Origin of the sequence: Paenirhizobium cremeum, assembly GCF_047553425.1 — a bacterium.
GTDB lineage: Bacteria > Pseudomonadota > Alphaproteobacteria > Rhizobiales > Rhizobiaceae > Allorhizobium > Allorhizobium cremeum.
In genome coordinates, this window is record NZ_CP180219.1 from 82,395 (window position 1) to 98,941 (window position 16,547).

The 16,547-nt window shown below is 62.7% G+C and carries 13 protein-coding genes; 8 read left to right on the top strand and 5 right to left on the bottom strand.

The features are described from left to right. Positions 1 to 93: 93 nt before the first annotated feature. From ACLBKR_RS21845 to ACLBKR_RS21855, 3 genes are read left to right on the top strand one after another with little or no spacing between them, the layout of a single operon-like run. Positions 94 to 1,569: an FAD-binding oxidoreductase gene (locus ACLBKR_RS21845; RefSeq protein ID WP_113446892.1), complete on the top strand. Its 1,476-nt coding sequence runs from the start codon at positions 94 to 96 to the stop codon at positions 1,567 to 1,569. After that, positions 1,566 to 5,054 carry an indolepyruvate ferredoxin oxidoreductase family protein gene (locus tag ACLBKR_RS21850; RefSeq protein ID WP_113446891.1) on the top strand — a complete coding sequence of 1,163 codons (3,489 nt, stop codon included), beginning with the start codon at positions 1,566 to 1,568 and terminating at the stop codon, positions 5,052 to 5,054. Before ACLBKR_RS21845 ends, ACLBKR_RS21850 begins: the two co-directional genes overlap by 4 nt. A 43-nt stretch (positions 5,055 to 5,097) precedes the next feature. Next, the gene (locus ACLBKR_RS21855; protein WP_113446919.1) at positions 5,098 to 6,075 is read left to right on the top strand and encodes a nucleoside hydrolase; all 978 of its coding nucleotides are present in this window, start codon (positions 5,098 to 5,100) and stop codon (positions 6,073 to 6,075) included. A gap of 86 nt (positions 6,076 to 6,161) precedes the next feature. Here ACLBKR_RS21855 and ACLBKR_RS21860 read toward each other — a convergent pair whose 3' ends face one another. From ACLBKR_RS21860 to ACLBKR_RS21870, 3 genes are read right to left on the bottom strand one after another with little or no spacing between them, the layout of a single operon-like run. Beyond that, a complete protein-coding gene (locus ACLBKR_RS21860; protein ID WP_113446890.1) occupies positions 6,162 to 6,986 on the bottom strand; it encodes an enoyl-CoA hydratase/isomerase family protein in 825 nt (274 codons plus the stop codon). A 24-nt stretch (positions 6,987 to 7,010) separates the two neighbouring features. Continuing rightward, complete coding sequence (locus ACLBKR_RS21865; protein WP_113446889.1) at positions 7,011 to 7,952, bottom strand: pseudouridine-5'-phosphate glycosidase; 942 nt, start codon at positions 7,950 to 7,952, stop codon at positions 7,011 to 7,013. A gap of 33 nt (positions 7,953 to 7,985) precedes the next feature. Next, the gene (locus tag ACLBKR_RS21870) at positions 7,986 to 9,104 is read right to left on the bottom strand and encodes a carbohydrate kinase (protein WP_113446888.1); all 1,119 of its coding nucleotides are present in this window, start codon (positions 9,102 to 9,104) and stop codon (positions 7,986 to 7,988) included. Positions 9,105 to 9,234: 130 nt separating this feature from the next. Between ACLBKR_RS21870 and ACLBKR_RS21875 the strand changes: the two genes are divergently transcribed. The 5 genes from ACLBKR_RS21875 to ACLBKR_RS21895 all read left to right on the top strand — a co-directional run bounded on the left by ACLBKR_RS21875 (position 9,235) and on the right by ACLBKR_RS21895 (position 14,144). After that, a complete protein-coding gene (locus ACLBKR_RS21875) occupies positions 9,235 to 10,203 on the top strand; it encodes a 2OG-Fe(II) oxygenase family protein (RefSeq protein ID WP_113446887.1) in 969 nt (322 codons plus the stop codon). Positions 10,204 to 10,267: 64 nt separating this feature from the next. Continuing rightward, positions 10,268 to 11,305, top strand: coding sequence for an ABC transporter substrate-binding protein (locus ACLBKR_RS21880; RefSeq protein ID WP_113446886.1), 1,038 nt, complete (start codon positions 10,268 to 10,270; stop codon positions 11,303 to 11,305). A gap of 139 nt (positions 11,306 to 11,444) precedes the next feature. Next, positions 11,445 to 12,503, top strand: a complete 1,059-nt coding sequence (locus ACLBKR_RS21885; RefSeq protein WP_113446885.1) for an ABC transporter ATP-binding protein — start codon at positions 11,445 to 11,447, stop codon at positions 12,501 to 12,503. Next, positions 12,500 to 13,360 (top strand): ABC transporter permease, encoded by an 861-nt coding sequence (locus tag ACLBKR_RS21890; RefSeq protein WP_113446884.1) that lies wholly within the window; start codon positions 12,500 to 12,502, stop codon positions 13,358 to 13,360. Before ACLBKR_RS21885 ends, ACLBKR_RS21890 begins: the two co-directional genes overlap by 4 nt. A gap of 1 nt (position 13,361) precedes the next feature. Then, positions 13,362 to 14,144 (top strand): ABC transporter permease, encoded by a 783-nt coding sequence (locus tag ACLBKR_RS21895; protein WP_113438697.1) that lies wholly within the window; start codon positions 13,362 to 13,364, stop codon positions 14,142 to 14,144. A gap of 101 nt (positions 14,145 to 14,245) precedes the next feature. Here ACLBKR_RS21895 and ACLBKR_RS21900 read toward each other — a convergent pair whose 3' ends face one another. Together ACLBKR_RS21900 and ACLBKR_RS21905 are read right to left on the bottom strand one after the other, a co-directional pair. Beyond that, positions 14,246 to 15,529: a dihydrolipoamide acetyltransferase family protein gene (locus ACLBKR_RS21900; RefSeq protein WP_113438698.1), complete on the bottom strand. Its 1,284-nt coding sequence runs from the start codon at positions 15,527 to 15,529 to the stop codon at positions 14,246 to 14,248. 3 nt (positions 15,530 to 15,532) lie between these two features. After that, positions 15,533 to 16,546 carry an alpha-ketoacid dehydrogenase subunit beta gene (locus ACLBKR_RS21905; protein WP_414902210.1) on the bottom strand — a complete coding sequence of 338 codons (1,014 nt, stop codon included), beginning with the start codon at positions 16,544 to 16,546 and terminating at the stop codon, positions 15,533 to 15,535. Position 16,547 lies beyond the last annotated feature (1 nt).

Sequence of the window (16,547 nt, forward strand, 5' to 3'; positions counted from 1 at the left end):
TGCCATGCGAACACCATAGCTTTTAAATATAGGTTTGACAAATATAGGAACCTGTATAACGATGCCCCTAACCATTCAGGGGAACAAGAAAAAATGAATAGCGGGACGGGCTCAGACCCGGCCGTCGGCGACGCGCGCCCGGCAACCAGCGATGCCACGGAGGCGAAACTCTCGGCGTTGATCGGGAGGATTTCGACGCACCTCGATCAAGGCGCGTTGCTGATTGGCGCCGATGTCGGCGACGGTTATCGCAGCGACGCCACCGACGAGCGCGGCCCTCGCCCGGCTCTGGTTTTGAGGCCGCGCCACACCGCAGACGTTTCACTCATTCTTTCCACCTGCAATGATCTCGGCCAGCCCCTGGTGATCCAGGGCGGTAGGACCGGCCTTTCCGGCGGCGCCCGCCCGCGCGAGGGCGAGGTGTCGCTTTCGCTGGAGCGCATGACGCATCTTGAGAGCGTGGACCAGCGAGCCGGAACAATCGTCGCGGAAGCTGGCGTCACCATGCAATCGGTTCAGGAGGCGGCAGAGGAAGCCGGTTTTCTGTTTGGCGTCGACATCGGCGCCCGCGGTTCCTGCACCGTGGGCGGCAACATCGCCACCAATGCCGGTGGCATTCGCGTCCTCCGATATGGTATGTACCGCGCCCAGGTCCTCGGACTGGAAACGGTCCTGCCGGATGGCTCCGTGCTCTCCTCGCTGAAGGGCCTGCCCAAGGACAATTCCGGCTACGACCTCAACCAGAGCTTCATCGGCTCCGAGGGCACGCTTGGCGTCGTCACGAAAGCCTGTCTGCGTCTGCATCCGCTGCCACCTTTGCAGGTCAATGCCCTATGCGTGCTGCCCTCGCTTGCCGCGGCACAAGCGCTGCTTACGCGGCTTCGTCAGGAACTCGGGCCGCTGCTGTCCGCCTTCGAGGTGATTTTCCCGGAGGTCTATGCGGGTGTGGCTGCCGGCGGTTTCGCCACGCCGCCGCTTCCCGTCGGCGCCGGTCTCTATGCCCTCGTCGAGATACAGGGGCAGGACAAAAGCGAGAACCACGAACGTTTCGCCGCAACGCTGATGAGCGCGGTCGAGGCAGGGCTCGTGGACGATGTGGTCGTGTCGCAATCACCGAGGGATTACCGCGGCCTCTGGGCGCTTCGCGAGGCCTGCAGCGCCTTCATCTTCAGCATGGACCGCATGGTCGGCTTCGACGTCAGCATTCCCTTGGCCCGCATGCAGGATTTCCTGGCCGATGCGGCGGTCCGACTGCTTGCGATAGACAGTTCCGCCCGTCCTTACGTCTTCGGCCATCTTGGCGACGGAAACCTGCATTATATGGTCAGGACGGATCGTGACGAGGACATCGCCGATGCCGTCTTCGCAGTCGTTGCCGAAACGGGCGGAGCCATTTCCGCCGAACACGGCATCGGGCTCGACAAGAAGAAATGGCTGCCGCTGGTGCGCAGCGCCTCCGAGATTGCCGCCATGCGCCGCATGAAACGCGCATTCGACCCCAATCTCATCCTCAATCCGGGTCGCGTCTTCGACATGGAGACCGAAGCCGCTGGAAAGGCCACAAGATGAACCTTCCCGTCGCTCCGTCGCGCATTGCCGCCAGCCACCAGATCAACGAGAGCATCGACCTCGACGACCGCTACCGGCTGGAGGAGGGTCGCATCCTCGTCTCCGGCACGCAGGCCCTCGTCCGCCTGCCGATGATCCAGCGCGAACGCGACCTCGCCGCCGGCCTCAACACGGCGGGCTACGTTTCCGGCTACCGCGGCTCTCCCCTTGCCGGCTTCGACCGGGAAATGGTCAAGGCCCGTAAATACCTCGAAAAGGCGCATGTCAAATTCCAGCCCGGCCTGAACGAGGACATGGCAGCAACCGCCGTCTGGGGCACGCAGCAGACCGGCATGTTCAAGGGAACCCGCTACGACGGCGTCTTTTCCATGTGGTACGGTAAAGGCCCCGGCGTCGATCGCAGCATGGACGTCATCCGGCATGCCAATGCCGCCGGCACCAGCCAGCATGGCGGCGTCCTGCTTCTCGTCGGCGACGATCATGGCGCCGCCTCCTCCACCCTGCCCCATCAGAGCGAACACAACCTGATCTCCGCCATGGTGCCGCTGCTTTCGCCGGCGGGCATTGCGGAATACATCGACTACGGCCTCTACGGCTGGGCCATGAGCCGCTATTCCGGGGCATGGATCGGCTACAAATGCCAGACGGAAATCGTCGAATGCACCGCGACGGTGGAAATCGGCGCCGGCCGCCCCTCCATCATCCTTCCCACGGACGGACCGGCACCGGGCGAACTGTCGCTACGCTGGCCCGACGGACCGCATGCGATGGAACTGCGGCTGGAACGCAAGATCGAGGCCGTGAAGGCCTTCGCGCGGGCCAATCGTCTCGACCGCCGTTCCGGCACTCCGGCGCGCGGCCGGCTCGGCATCATCTCGACCGGCAAGTCCTGGCTCGATCTCCTCGGCGCGGTCGCGGCATTGGGGCTGAGCGAAGACGATCTCGAACGACTGGGCATCGGCCTCTACAAGGTCGGCCTGACATGGCCGCTGGAACCGGAAGGCATCTCCCGCTTCGCCCTCGACTTCGACGAGATTTTCGTTGTCGAGGAGAAACGCCCAGTGATCGAGGAGCAATTAAAGGCCCTGCTCTTCAACCTGCCGGCCGACCGGCGGCCGCGCGTCTTCGGCAAGACCAGAAATGCCGGCGAACGGTTGCTGCCCTCGATCGGCGAAATTTCGATGGTCGCGGTTGCCCGCGCGCTTGTCCAGCGTCTCGGCGGCAATGACGGTCCGCTCGGTCCTGCCGCTCGGCGGCTCGAGGAAATTGCCGGCGCGGTTGCGGACGATACTCCCGCACTCAAGCGCGAGCCCTATTTCTGCTCCGGCTGTCCGCACTCCATCTCGACGCGCATCCCTGATGGCAGCCGCGCCACGACGGGTATCGGCTGTCACATGATGATTATCGGCGTCGAGGATCGCAACACATCGACCTTCACCCAGATGGGTGGCGAAGGCGGTGCCTGGATCGGCCTTTCGCCCTTCACCGACGAGAAGCACATCTTCGTCAACATGGGCGACGGCACCTATTTTCATTCCGGCCTTCTCGCCATCCGGGCGGCCATCGCCGCCAAGGTCAATGCCACCTACAAGATCCTGTTCAACGACGCAGTCGCCATGACCGGCGGCCAGCGCCATGACGGCGAACTGAGCGTTCCCGCCGTTGTCAGCCAGTTGCTCGCCGAGGGTGCGCGACGCGTCGTGGTCGTGGCGGAAAATCCGGATGCCTGGATAGGCCGCCTGCCGCGTGAGGTCTCCATTCATCCGCGCGACGAACTCGATGCCGTGCAGCGAGACCTGCGCGAGACCGAGGGTGTGACCGCACTGATCTACGATCAGGTTTGCGCCGCCGAAAAACGCCGCCGACGCAAGCGCGGCGCATTCCCGGTGTCCGACAAGCGCGCCTTCATCAACGAACTCGTTTGCGAAGGTTGCGGAGACTGTTCCGCTGTCTCCAATTGCATTTCCATCGAGCCGAAAGAGACGGAATTCGGTCGCAAGCGACGGATCAACCAGTCGAGCTGCAACACCGACCTTTCCTGCATCAAGGGCTTCTGTCCGAGTTTTGTCACGGTCGAGGGCGGCAAGATCCGCAAGCCCGCGGGACGTGCGACGAGCATCGACGCTTCCAATCTGCCGCTGCCCGTGATCGAGGCCGATCTCAGCCAACCCTACAATATGCTGCTTGCCGGCATCGGCGGTACCGGCGTCATCACGGTGAGCGCCATATTGTCGATGGCTGCCCATATCGACGGACTTGCCGTTCTGACGCTTGACCAGACCGGGCTTGCCCAGAAGAACGGCGCTGTCGTCTCTCACCTTCGCATTTCCGCCAATCCCGAGGCGCTGAACACCGTGCGCATCGGCCCCGGCGAAAGCGATGTTGTGCTGGGCTTCGACGTCGTGGTATCGGCCGGACGCACCGCGCTGCCGACCTTCGTCAAGGGCCGTACCCGCGCCGTCATCGACGACCACTTTGCCCCGACCGCGGCCTTCGTGCAGAACACCGCAATCGACCTTCGTCAGGAAGCCACACTGCGTGCGCTGAAGAAGGCAGCCGGGGAGGATGCGCTTACGCTGGTGCCGGCGACGACCGCCGGAACCGCGCTCCTCGGCGATGCCATCGCCGCCAACATGCTGCTGCTCGGCAACGCCTGGCAGCGCGGCTTGATCCCGATCAGCCTCGACGCCATCCAGCGCGCCATCGAACTCAACGGCACTGGCGTCACGATGAATCGCGCCGCCTTCGCCTGGGGCCGCCGCCTCGCCGTCGAACCCGATGCGGTCGCCAAGGCCGCAGGCCTCTCACAGGAAGCACCCGAGGTAGAAAGCCTCGGCATGCTGATCGACAAGCGCGCCGTATTCCTGACCAACTATCAGGATGCGGCTTATGCCAAGCGTTACCGCACAATGGTGGAACGGGCACGCGTCGCGGAAGCGGCCATCGGCGGCAAAGGCGAATTCGCTGAAACCGTCGCCCGCAACGCCTTCAAGCTCATGGCCTACAAGGACGAATACGAAGTGGCCCGGCTTCACCGCGATCCGTCCTTCGCCAAGGCGATTTCCGAACAGTTCGAGGGCGATTTCCGCATTCGCCATCATCTGGCGCCGCCGTTCCTTTCGCGGCGCATCGACGCGCGCACCGGCCGACCGGCAAAGCTTGCGTTCGGCGCGTGGATCAGCCTGGTCTTCGGCATCCTGGCAAAGCTGAAGGGCTTGCGCGGCACCCGTCTCGACCCCTTCGGGCGTACCGAGGAGCGTCGCATGGAACGGCGCATGATCGAGGACTATGTGGCGCTCGTCGAGGAACTCTCCGCAAATCTATCCCGGGCGAAGCTGAATTCCGCCATCGAAATTGCCGGCCTGCCGGACATGGTGCGCGGGTTCGGACCGGTGAAGCTTGAAGCCGCCCGCCGATACGAAGCGCGCAAGAATGAGTTGCTCGGACGCTGGCGGAGCGAAGCGCCGCTTTCCCAGAGCGCATGAAGAGGAGGCGTCGAGGATGAAACTGGTACCGAAGGACAAGCTCATGGCTGAGAAAATCATCATCGACACCGATCCGGGTCAGGACGACGCCTTTGCCATTCTGCTGGCGCTTGCCAGTCCCGAGGTGGAGGTGCTGGGCATCACAACCGTCGCCGGCAATGTTCCGCTCAACCTCACTCACCGCAATGCGCGCCAAGTGCTGGAACTTGCCGGCCGCGCCGACGTCCCCGTTTTCGCCGGCTGCGCAAGACCGATGGCCGCACCGCTTGTCACTGCCGAACACGTGCACGGCGCAACCGGACTTGACGGCGCCGATCTGCCTGAACCCGTTATGCCGCTGCAGGATCGCCACGCCGTCGACTTCATCATCGATACGCTGATGAAGGAGCCCGAAGGGTCCGTGACGCTTTGCCCGCTCGGCCCGCTCACCAATATCGGGACAGCGCTGACCAAGGCCCCGAAAATCGCCTCACGCATCCATCGGATCGTGCTGATGGGCGGCGGGCTGTTCGAAGGCGGTAACATTACCCCTGCCGCGGAATTCAACATCTTCGTCGATCCGCAGGCGGCGGCCATTGTCTTCGCCTCCGGCGTCCCGATCGTCATGATGCCGCTCGACGTCACGCATAAGGTGCGCACGACGCGCGAACGGGTAGAACACATCCGCGCACTGGAAGGCGAATTCGGCGCGGTGGCTGCCGGCTGGCTCGACTATTTCGAGCGTTTCGACGAGGAGAAATACGGAACCGACGGCGGCCCGCTGCACGATCCGAATGTGATCGCCTACCTGATCCGGCCGGACATCTACGGCGGCCGCCACTGCAACGTCGAGATCGAAACCGAATCCGAACTGACCAAGGGCATGACCGTGGTCGACTGGTGGAAAGTCAGCGGCCGCCCGGCCAACGCGCTCTTCATTCGCGACGTGGATGACGCGGCATTCTTCTCGCTTCTCACGGAGCGTCTTGCGGTGCTGGCGTCTGCGACATCCATTGCACCGCGCCAGCGGGTCGGCGCATGAACCGAAGGAAAGAGGGAGCGGTGCCGAAAGCTACCGGACACCGCCCCAAAGACCGGCCTTCGGGGGATGAGAAGGCCGGGGGAAGCTTAGTCGTCAAGCCCCTTGAACGGCGCGTCACGCACCTCGAGATATTCCTTCAGGGACATCCTGCCAAGATTGGCCATCCACTCCTGGCCCTTGCGGCTGACGTGAAGTGCGGCGATCGCATGCACGTTGTAGTCCATCGAGGTCATCAGGCCGGCGGCGATCTGCTGGTTGTTGATCGAAGCCTTGGCGTATTTGATCGCCGGAACCGGCATGCGTGCCAGTTTGCGGGCCAGGTTTTCGGTCTTTTGCTTGAGTTCGGCGGCGGGCACGACCTTGTTGACAAGATGCATGCGCAATGCTTCCTCGGCATCCACGAGATCGCCGGTATACATCAGCCAGCGAACATCGCGGGTGGCGAGCAGCCAGGGCATGAACAGCGACGGCGGACCGGAATTGTGTCGCACTTCCGGCTCGCCGAACTTGGCGGTGTCGGCGGCGATCGCAAGGTCGCAAGCCATCATCAGTTCGAGAGCGCCGGCAAGCGCGTAACCGTTGACGGAAGCGATAACCGGGATCGGCGCCTTCCAGATGTTCAGCAGCGCCTGGGTGTTCTCACCCATATCGGCATGCCAGTCCTCGATATCGACGTCGTAGTCGGCGCCCTGCAGATCATAGCCGGCGGAAAACGCCCGGCCGGCGCCGGTGATGACCAGCGCATTGATATCCGGATCCGCGACGGCCGCAGCCACGGCAGCGTCGATCTCGCGGATCGCCGTCTTGTTCATCGCGTTCAGTTTGTCGGGCCGGTTGAGAGTAATGGTCGCAAACTTGTCGGTCGCGTCCTTCTCGAAAAGAATGGTCTCGAAAACAGGCATGTCGCTCATGGGGGCGTTCCTTTCGTGAAATCTCTAGCGACCGCTGGCCAACACACTTGGGGCCAACGCTCTGATCGCGACGGCGATCTTCGCGGCAAACGCGGCATTGTTCATCACCAGCGCGATATTTGCCTTGAGGCTGCGGCCCTCGGACAGTTCGTTGATCCGGGCGAGCAGGAAGGGCGTCACGTCCTTGCGGGTCACGCCGCGCTCCTCGGCTTCTGCCAGAGCATCGGCAATCGTTGCATTGATGAAGGCTGGGTCGAGTGCCGCCTCTTCCGGAATGGGATTGGCGATGAGCAGACCCGTTCCCGAACCGAGCGCGTGATGGCTGACGATGGCCCTGGCGATCTCCTCGGCGCTGTCGAGGCGATGATCGGCCTTTTCTCCGCTATCGCGAGTGAAGAAGGCGGGGAAGGCATCCGTGCCATAGGCGATGACCGGAACCCGCTGCGTCTCGAGAAACTCGAGCGTCTTCGGGATATCGAGGATCGACTTTACGCCAGCGCAGACGACGGCCGTGCCGGTCCTGCCGAGTTCGGTCAAGTCGGCAGAGATATCGAAGCTCTCCTCGGCGCCGCGATGCACGCCGCCAACGCCGCCGGTCGCAAAAACCGGAATGCCGGCAAGCTCGGCAATGCGCATGGTGGCCGAGACCGTCGTGCCGGCCGTGCCGCCACGCGTCATGACCGCGGCAAGGTCGCGGCCGGAAGCCTTGACCGCGCTCTTGTCAGCGGCAAGCGCGGCAAGCGTGTCGCGATCGAGGCCAGCATGCAGCTTGCCGCCGATCACGGCGATGGTCGCAGGTACCGCGCCGTTCGCCCGGATGGTGTCTTCCACCGCAATCGCGGTCTCCAGATTGGCCGGATACGGCATGCCATGGGTGATGATGGTCGATTCGAGCGCGACGACAGGACGACCTTCAGCCAGGGCTGCGGCAACTTCGGCGCTCATTTCGGGTTTCAGAAGGGGCATTATTTCCGAGGTTCCTTTCAGTATGCGGGCGCGTCAATCTTGGAGGCGATGGAGGTTCGCCTCGATGAAATGCGCCGAAAGAGCGGGGTGAACGCTGGTAGTGCATTCGGTGGTCAAAGTGCCCATGAGACTGCCGATGCGAGCCGCGCGGACGATATCGTCGCCGGAAATGATCCGGTGGAGCGTCGCCGCGATCATCGCGTCGCCCGCACCGGTCATATCGACCGGCAAGGCCTGAACGGCTGCGAAACTGGCAATCCCGTCCTGCGCGGCAACGGCAACACCGGTGGACCCCAGCGTGACCACGGCTTCAGTGGCGCCCGCAGCCTGAAGAGCCCGCGCGGCCTCGCACGCCTCGTCCAAAGACGCGCCGGATGCCGGCATCTGCCAGCCAAGGAAGGCGTTTGCCTCGGCAATATTCATGAAGATGATATCGACGCCGGAAAGATCCTTCGGCAGGCGGGCGACCTTCGGCGTCGAAACGGCATCGATCGCAAGTTTCGCGCGCGAGCCGCGCTTGCGCATAATGAGCGCCTCGAGGGTTTCAACCGGAAGGTTGCAGTCGGCAAAAATCCAGGTGGCGGAACCGATATGCGACCAGACGCGGTCGAGCACGGCCGGTTGGAATTCCTCGAAGATCGCCATATCGGCAAGACCGAAGCGCAGGGCGCCGGTCGATTCCAGCAGCGCCACGTATTCAGCCGTGCGGCCCTTGTCGCTGATTTGCACCTGGCTGACATCGACGCCCCGCTCGCGCAGATGATTGAGGATCTCCCGGCCTGGTTCGTCATTGCCGATGATCGAGATGAAGCTCGTTTCCGTGCCGAGCAGGGCAAGATTTTCCGTCACGTTGCGGGCCACGCCGCCGCTGGTACGCGATCCCTGGACGGGGTTGGAGGTATCCTCCACAAGCGGATCGAGGGCGCGGTACTTGCGATCGAAGACGGCGCCGCCGAGACAGGCCACGCGCCGGGTCGCCGGCAGCACATAGCCGCGACCGAGAATGTAGCCCTTCTGAATGAGCTGGACGATGTGAGCCGCCACGGTGGAGCGCGCCAACCCCATCATGGTGGCGATCTCCTGCTGCCCGGCAAACGGATTGGCCTTCACCAGCTCCAGAACCGCGCGTTCCTGCTCTCCGAGTTCTTCCATCCGTACCCGACCGCGTTTTTCGAAAAATTGCTGCTGTCAGGATATGGACAACAACAGATGTTTTTGTCAACATCTGTTTATAAAAGGAACGACAAGCAAGATCGCTCCGTACGAGAGGGAAATCGTCGTCATGCAGCGTGAGACAACGCCACAGGTCTCCGGACAGGCCATCCCGGTCATAGATGTCGCCCCCTTCATCGCAGGAGGGGAAGGCGCTTCGGACGTGGTTCGCCAGCTTGAAAAAGCTGCGCGCGACACCGGTTTCTTCCTTGTCACCGGCCACGGTGTCTCGCCTGATGTGACCAGGCGGCTCTACGATCTTGCCCGTAAGTTCTTCGATTATCCGCAGGAATGGAAAGCCGCACAGGGCCGGACCGCCGACATCGAAGGCGGCGTTGCCTTTTCGCCTATCGCGGACGAGGCGCTTGCCGCGACGCTCGGCATCAAGACCCCCGGCGACTACAAGGAAAGCCTGAACTTCGGTCCCCGCCTCAAGGGCGGCGCGTGGCCCGACCAGCCGCCCGGTCTTCAGCAGGCCTTCATCGACTATTTCGGCGAGATGGAACGGCTGGCATTTCACCTGCGTCGGGCGTTCTGCGCGGCAATCGGCCTGCCGCCCGAATACTTCGAGCCCTCCTTCGTCAATCACCTCTCGGCCCTCCGGGTCATCAACTATCCGGAGCAGGAGGAAACGCCCCTGCCCGGCCAGATGCGTGCCGGCATGCATACGGATTACGGCTTCATGACCATCCTGCGCTCGGAAGCCTCCCCCGGCGGGTTGCAGGTCCAGCGCCGCGACGGAGAATGGCTGGATGCACCCAATATCGATGGCGCCTACGTCGTCAACATCGGCGACGCCTTCATGCGCTGGACGAATGACGAATGGGTCTCGACGCCCCACCGGGTGGCAAATCCGCCGGGCGATCGCAAGGGCAGCGCCCGGCGCCAGTCCATTCCCTTCTTTCTGAACCCGAACGCCGAAACGGTGATCGAGTGCCTCGAACCCTTCACCCGGGGCGGCAAGACGGCAAAATACCAACCGATCACCTATGGCGAATACATCGCGCTGAAGACCAGCCAGGCCTTTTCGAAGGCCTGACTGGGGGAATGCAAGACTCGCAATACGCATGCACTGAACGACCTGAACAACAAGGGGAACTGAAATGACGAATTTGACGAGACGCCAGACGCTTTCGGCGATGGCCGGATTTTCCGCAGCCGCCATGTTCGGTCTGCCGGCGCGCGCGCAGCAGAAGACCCTGGTGATACCGACCCTCGGGGGCGCCTGGGAGCAGTTCTGGCGCACGACACTTGCGCCGGCCTTCACCGCCAAGAGCGGAGCCGCGGTAACGCTTGACGCTGGCAACGGCCGCGTCTGGAGCGCCAACCTGCGCGCCGCGGGCGTCGACAAACCGCCCCATTCGTTCCTCATGACCAACGAGGCCTTCGCCAACAGCCTGCGCAAGGAAGGCTTCTTCGAAAAGCTCGACCTCACCAAGCTGCCGAACTATGCCGACCTCTATCCGTTGGCGAAAAAGACCGACGGCTGGGGCGCGGTCGCCATGGTTTCGCCGATCGGGCTTGCCTACCGCACGGACCTCGTGTCGACGCCGCCAAAGGGCTGGAAAGATCTGTGGGACAATCCGGAATTCAAGGGCCGCATCGGCCTCTACAATTTCGCCAACACCGCCGGCAAGATGGAGCTGATGCTCTTCTCCAAGATCTTCGGCAAGGATCAGTACGATGTCGATGCCGGCTTCAAGGCGCTCGAAAACCTCGGGCCCGTGATCCAGGCGGACTTCAACCTCTCCACCGGCATCGCCGCCGGCGAATTCGTCGTTGCACCCTTCGACTTTGGCGAAGTCGCCCGCCTGCGCAAGCAGGGTCTGCCGATCGATATCATCGTGCCCGAGGAAGGCATGCTGATGTTCGACCAGACGCTGAACATCCTCGTCAACGCGCCGGAAAAGGAACTCGCCTACGAATACGCGAACTTCATGCTGTCGCCCGAGGTACAGACGCTGCTGATGAAGGAATTCTTTGTCTCGCCGACCAATTCGAAAGTAGTCGTTCCCGACGATCTCAAGGCCGACGTGCCGATTTCCGGTACCCAGATGGACAATATCCTGACCTGGGACTGGGAATTCATGAACAGCAAGCAGGCGGAATTCGCCGAGACCTGGGCAAAGACCGTCAAGTAACCTTGCCGGAAGGGCGGGTGATACGTGCGCGCATCCCCGTCCTCATTGCATGCCAGGCCGGCATTCCCTCCGCCGGCCTGGACTTTCGACATCGAGGCATGCCCGCGCTTTTCTGCGGGCCATAGGAAAGTTGGACACCATGACAGAGGTTAGCATCGAACGGCTGACCAAGGACTACGGTAGCTCACGTGCCGTGGACGGGATCTCCATCCGCATCGCCGAGGGCGAATTCGTCTCGCTGCTTGGACCTTCCGGTTGCGGCAAGACCACGACGCTGAAGATGATTGCCGGTTTCGAGGATGTCTCGAGCGGCGCGATCCGCTTCGACGGCAAGGATGTCGTGCACGTCCCCGCCGAAAAACGCGATATTGGGATGGTGTTCCAGAATTACGCGCTGTTTCCCCATATGACTGTTGCCGGCAATCTCGCCTTTGGGCTGGAGATGCGCAAGGTGCCGAAGGCCGAGATGCGCGACCGCATCGCCAAGGTGCTTGACATGGTGCAACTGTCCAACCATGCCGACCGCTATCCCCGCCAGCTTTCCGGTGGCCAGCAACAGCGCGTAGCGCTTGCTCGCGCGCTGGTTATCGAACCGAAGATCCTGCTGCTCGACGAACCGCTCGCCAATCTCGACGCCAAGCTGCGCGAGGAAATGCGCGTCTTCATCCGCGACATCCAGCGCCGCGTCGGCATCACCACCGTCTACGTCACCCACGATCAGGCCGAGGCGATGACCATGTCCGACCGCGTTGTCGTCATGTTCGGCGGACGGATCGCCCAGTGCGGCAGCCCTTCGGATATCTATGAGCGTCCCGCCAGCACCGAGGTGGCGAAATTCGTCGGTCAGGTCAACCTCCTGCCAGCAACGGTCGAGACGGTTGCTGGCGATGGCCGCTACGGTGTGAAGAGCGCGCTCGGCCCGGCCGAAATCGCCTGCGAGCGAACCTTGAGGCAGGGAGAGACGATCACCCTTGCCGTCCGCCCTGAGGGCATCGAGATCGCCACCTCCGGCGAAGGGACCGCGGCGACCGTCCTGTCCAGCTACTATTCCGGCAGCCTCATGGATTATCGCCTGAAGCTCGATGGCGGCACCGAAATCGACGTACAGACCTTCCCGCGCCACCGTTTCTCCGATGGCGAACAGGTAAAGCTGAGCGTTCCTGCGGATCGCTACTGGGTATTGGAGATCGGCGCATGACGGAAGCAGGTTTCAGACGTCACACCCCGCTTCTGTTGATCGCGCCCGCCGCAATCCTGCTCTTCGTCTTCATCCTGCTGCCCTATCTCACCATCGTCGTGATGAGCTTTCGCACGCCGGGTGAGGGTGCGCCCTATGGCGAAGGCTATACGCTGGCGAACTACATTCGCTTCCTGTCCGACAGCTTCTACATCGGCCAGACACTGAACACCCTGATGATCGGCTTCATCTGTACGGTCGTCTGCCTCGTGCTCGGCTTCCCGGTTGCCTGGCAGCTTGCCCGCGGCAATTCGCGTTTTCGCGGCCTTGCCTATGGCATCGTGCTTTCTCCGCTTCTCGTTGGCATCGTCATCCGCAGTTACGGCTGGACGATCCTGCTCGGCAATAACGGCGTCATCAACCGCACGCTGATGAACCTCGGCATCGTCGATCGCCCGGTCGGCCTGATGTACAACACGCTCGGCATCGTCATCGCGCTGTCCCACGTCTTCCTGCCCTTCATGATCCTGCCGATCATGAACGCCATCCAGGGTATCGATCCCTCGCTGGAATCCGCCGCCCGCTCGCTCGGTGCGTCGAAGGCGACCATCTTCCGGCGCATCATCCTGCCGCTCGCCATGCCCGGCATCCAGGCCGGCTGCATCCTGACCTTCGTCCTGTCGCTGTCGGCCTATGTGACACCGTCCCTGATCGGCGGCTCCAAGGTGAAGACAATGGCGGTCTCGGTCGTTGATGCGCTCGTGGACACCTTCCAGTGGCCCTTCGGCTCCGCACTGGCCCTTGGCCTCGCCGTCACCGGCGGCCTGATCGTCGTTGCCTTCTCGCTGGCGACCCGCATGAAATGGAAGGCGAACTGAGATGTCCAAGCGCTTTTTCACCGTCTATTGCCTGTTCATCTATGTCTTTCTGCTGGCGCCGATCCTCGTGGTCGTCGGCGCTTCGTTTAACGCCGGCGCCTTTCTCACCTTTCCGCCGCAGGGCCTGTCGCTGAAATGGTACAACGTCTTCTTCCATAACGAGGTCTTCCTCCGGGCAATCAAGACCTCGCTGTGGGTCGCCGCCGTATCGACGGTGATCTCCGGCGTCATCGGCACCATGGCGGCGATCTACTTCGTGCAGTTCGCCGGTCGGCTGAAGGAAGCGGTGCGGATCACCATGATGGCGCCGTTGCTTCTTCCCGAAGTGCTGACCGCCATCGCACTGCTGTTCTTCGTCTATACGATCGGCATCGGAACCCAGACCATGTTCGCCATGATCGTCGGGCATGTGCTGATTACCCTTCCCTTCGTGTTCATCAACGTTTCCACATCGCTTGAAAGCTACGATACGGCTTGGAGCATGGCAGCCCGCAGCCTAGGCGCAGGCGCATTCACCCGCTTCCGCCGCATTATGCTGCCGCTCATCAAGCCGGGCGTCATCGGCGGCTGCCTCTTCGCCTTCATCATCTCCTTCGACATCTTCACCATCTCGTTCATGCTGAAGAGCGTCGGGACGGCGACGCTGCCGATCCAGCTTTACGACTACCTGCGCACCAACTTCACGCCGGAAGCAGCCGCGGTCTCCACGATCTCGGTGGTTCTGACCTTAATCGTCGTGGTGGTGACGGAGAAATTCCTCGGCCTCAAGATCCACCGCTTCTGAGTGCAAAACGCCGGCGGTTAAATTCGCCGGTCTGAAATCCCGCGAAAAATCTTCGGTGCTCTCTCGGACATCGACGCGATTTCTGCAACAGAAAGAACCCTTCAGTCCTCGACGAAGATCAGCGCCGGTGTTTCCAGCAGGGTTTTCAGCCGCTGGACGAAGGTTGCCGCGTCCCAGCCGTCGACCACGCGGTGATCGAAGCTGGAGGACAGGTTCATCATCCTGCGGGGGATGAACTGTCCCCTGCCGTCCCACATCGGGCGCGTGACAATCTTGTTGACGCCGATGATCGCCACCTCCGGGTGATTGATGATCGGCGTCGAGACGATGCCGCCCAATGCCCCGAGCGAACTAATGGTAATGGTGGAACCCGTCAGCTCCTCGCGCTTAGCACGGCCGGTCCGGGCTGCTTCGGCCACGCGGGCGAGTTCGGCAGCGCAATTCCAGATGCCGCGCGCCTCCGCATGACGTACCACCGGCACGGAAAGTCCCGACGGCGTCTGCGTCGCAATGCCGACATGCACCGCGCCATATCGTGTGACGATACCCGTCTCGTCGTCGAAAGTGGCGTTCATCACCGGCTGCTCGTCCACTGCCCTGACCAGCGCCCGCATCAGAAACGGCAGGATCGTCAGTTTGGGCTGATCCGGCCTGCGCCCGCCATTCATCGCGGCCCGAAGCCCCTCCAGATCGGTTACATCGACTTCCTCGACATAGGTGATGTGGGGGATGCGCGCGGCGGAAAGGGCCACCTTCTCGGCGATCTTCCGCCGCAAGCCGGTGATCCTGATCTCCTCGACCGCCGTGTTCCGGCCGAAGCCCGTCGCCGTGCCCGGCATACGCGGTCGGCTTGCCAGGAAGGCGTCGAGATCCTCATGTGTGATGCGCCCCTCCGGCCCGGTCCCTTTTACCTTGTTCAGGTCGACACCGGAGGCCTGTGCCCGATGCCGCACGGCCGGAGCCGCCAGCGGCTTTGCTTCCGCCTCGCCGGCTGGCATCGGCAGGAATTCGCTCTTTCCGGGTTTTTCGGAAGGCTCCGGCTGAACGATGTCCTGAGCGGGTGCGACCTGAACCGGGAGCGCTGGCATTTCGGCTTTCGCAACCGGCTGCGGTTCCTCCACCGGTGCGGGCGCAACCGAACCGGAAGCGATCTCGATCCTGACCAGCGGCGCCCTGACCGCCACCGAGTCTCCCACTTCCGCGGCGAGCCATGTCACGATACCGGCGACGGGCGAGGGAATTTCAACCGTCGCCTTGTCAGTCATCACCGCAGCCAGCACCATGTCCTCACGGACTGGATCGCCGGGCTTCACGTGCCATTCCACCAGTTCGGCTTCTGCGACACCTTCGCCGACATCGGGCATATTGAGAACATATTCGCTCATGGGTCACGCCTTCATGATTTCTGCGAGCGCCCTGCCGATGCGCTGCGGGCCGGGGAAATAGTCCCATTCCTGGGCGTGCGGATAAGGAGTGTCCCATCCGCAGATGCGGATCACGGGCACTTCCAGATGGTAGAAACAATGCTCCTGCACGAGCGATACCACCTCCGCGCCGAAGCCCGAGGTCAGCGTCGCCTCATGCACCATGATGCAGCGGCCGGTCTTCGAGACGGATTGCACGATCGTATCGAGATCGAGCGGCAGCAGGCTTCTAAGATCGATCACCTCGGCATCGACGCCCGTCTCCTCGACGGCGGCGAGCGCCACGTGAACCATGGTGCCATAGGCGATCACGGTCACATCATTGCCCGGCCGCCGGACCTTGGCCTTGCCGATCGGGACGGTGTAGTGCCCCTCGGGGACGTCGCCGAGAGGATGGGTGGACCATGGAACCACCGGACGGTCGTGATGGCCGTCGAACGGGCCGTTGTAGAGCCGCTTGGGTTCCAGGAACATCACCGGGTCGGGGTCCTCTATCGAGGAGATCAGCAGTCCCTTGGCGTCAAAGGGGTTCGACGGAACGATGACCTTCAGGCCGCAGACATGGGTGAACAGCGCCTCAGGGCTCTGGCTGTGCGTCTGGCCGCCGAAGATTCCGCCGCCCGTCGGCATTCTCAGCACGATCGGACAGGTGAAATCGCCGTTGGAACGATAGCGGATACGCGCCGCCTCCTGGGTGATCTGGTCGTAGGCGGGAAACATGTAATCGGCGAACTGGATTTCGACGCATGGCCTCAACCCGTAGGCCGCCATGCCGATGGCCGTGCCGACGATGCCGGATTCACTGATCGGCGTGTCGAAGCAGCGCGTCTTGCCGTATTTCGCCTGAAGCCCCTGCGTGGCGCGGAAGACGCCGCCGAAATAGCCCACATCCTCGCCGAAGACGACGACGTTGTCGTCACGCGCCATGGATATCTCCATGGCGCTGCGCACCGCTTCGATCATGGTCATTCTGGTCATG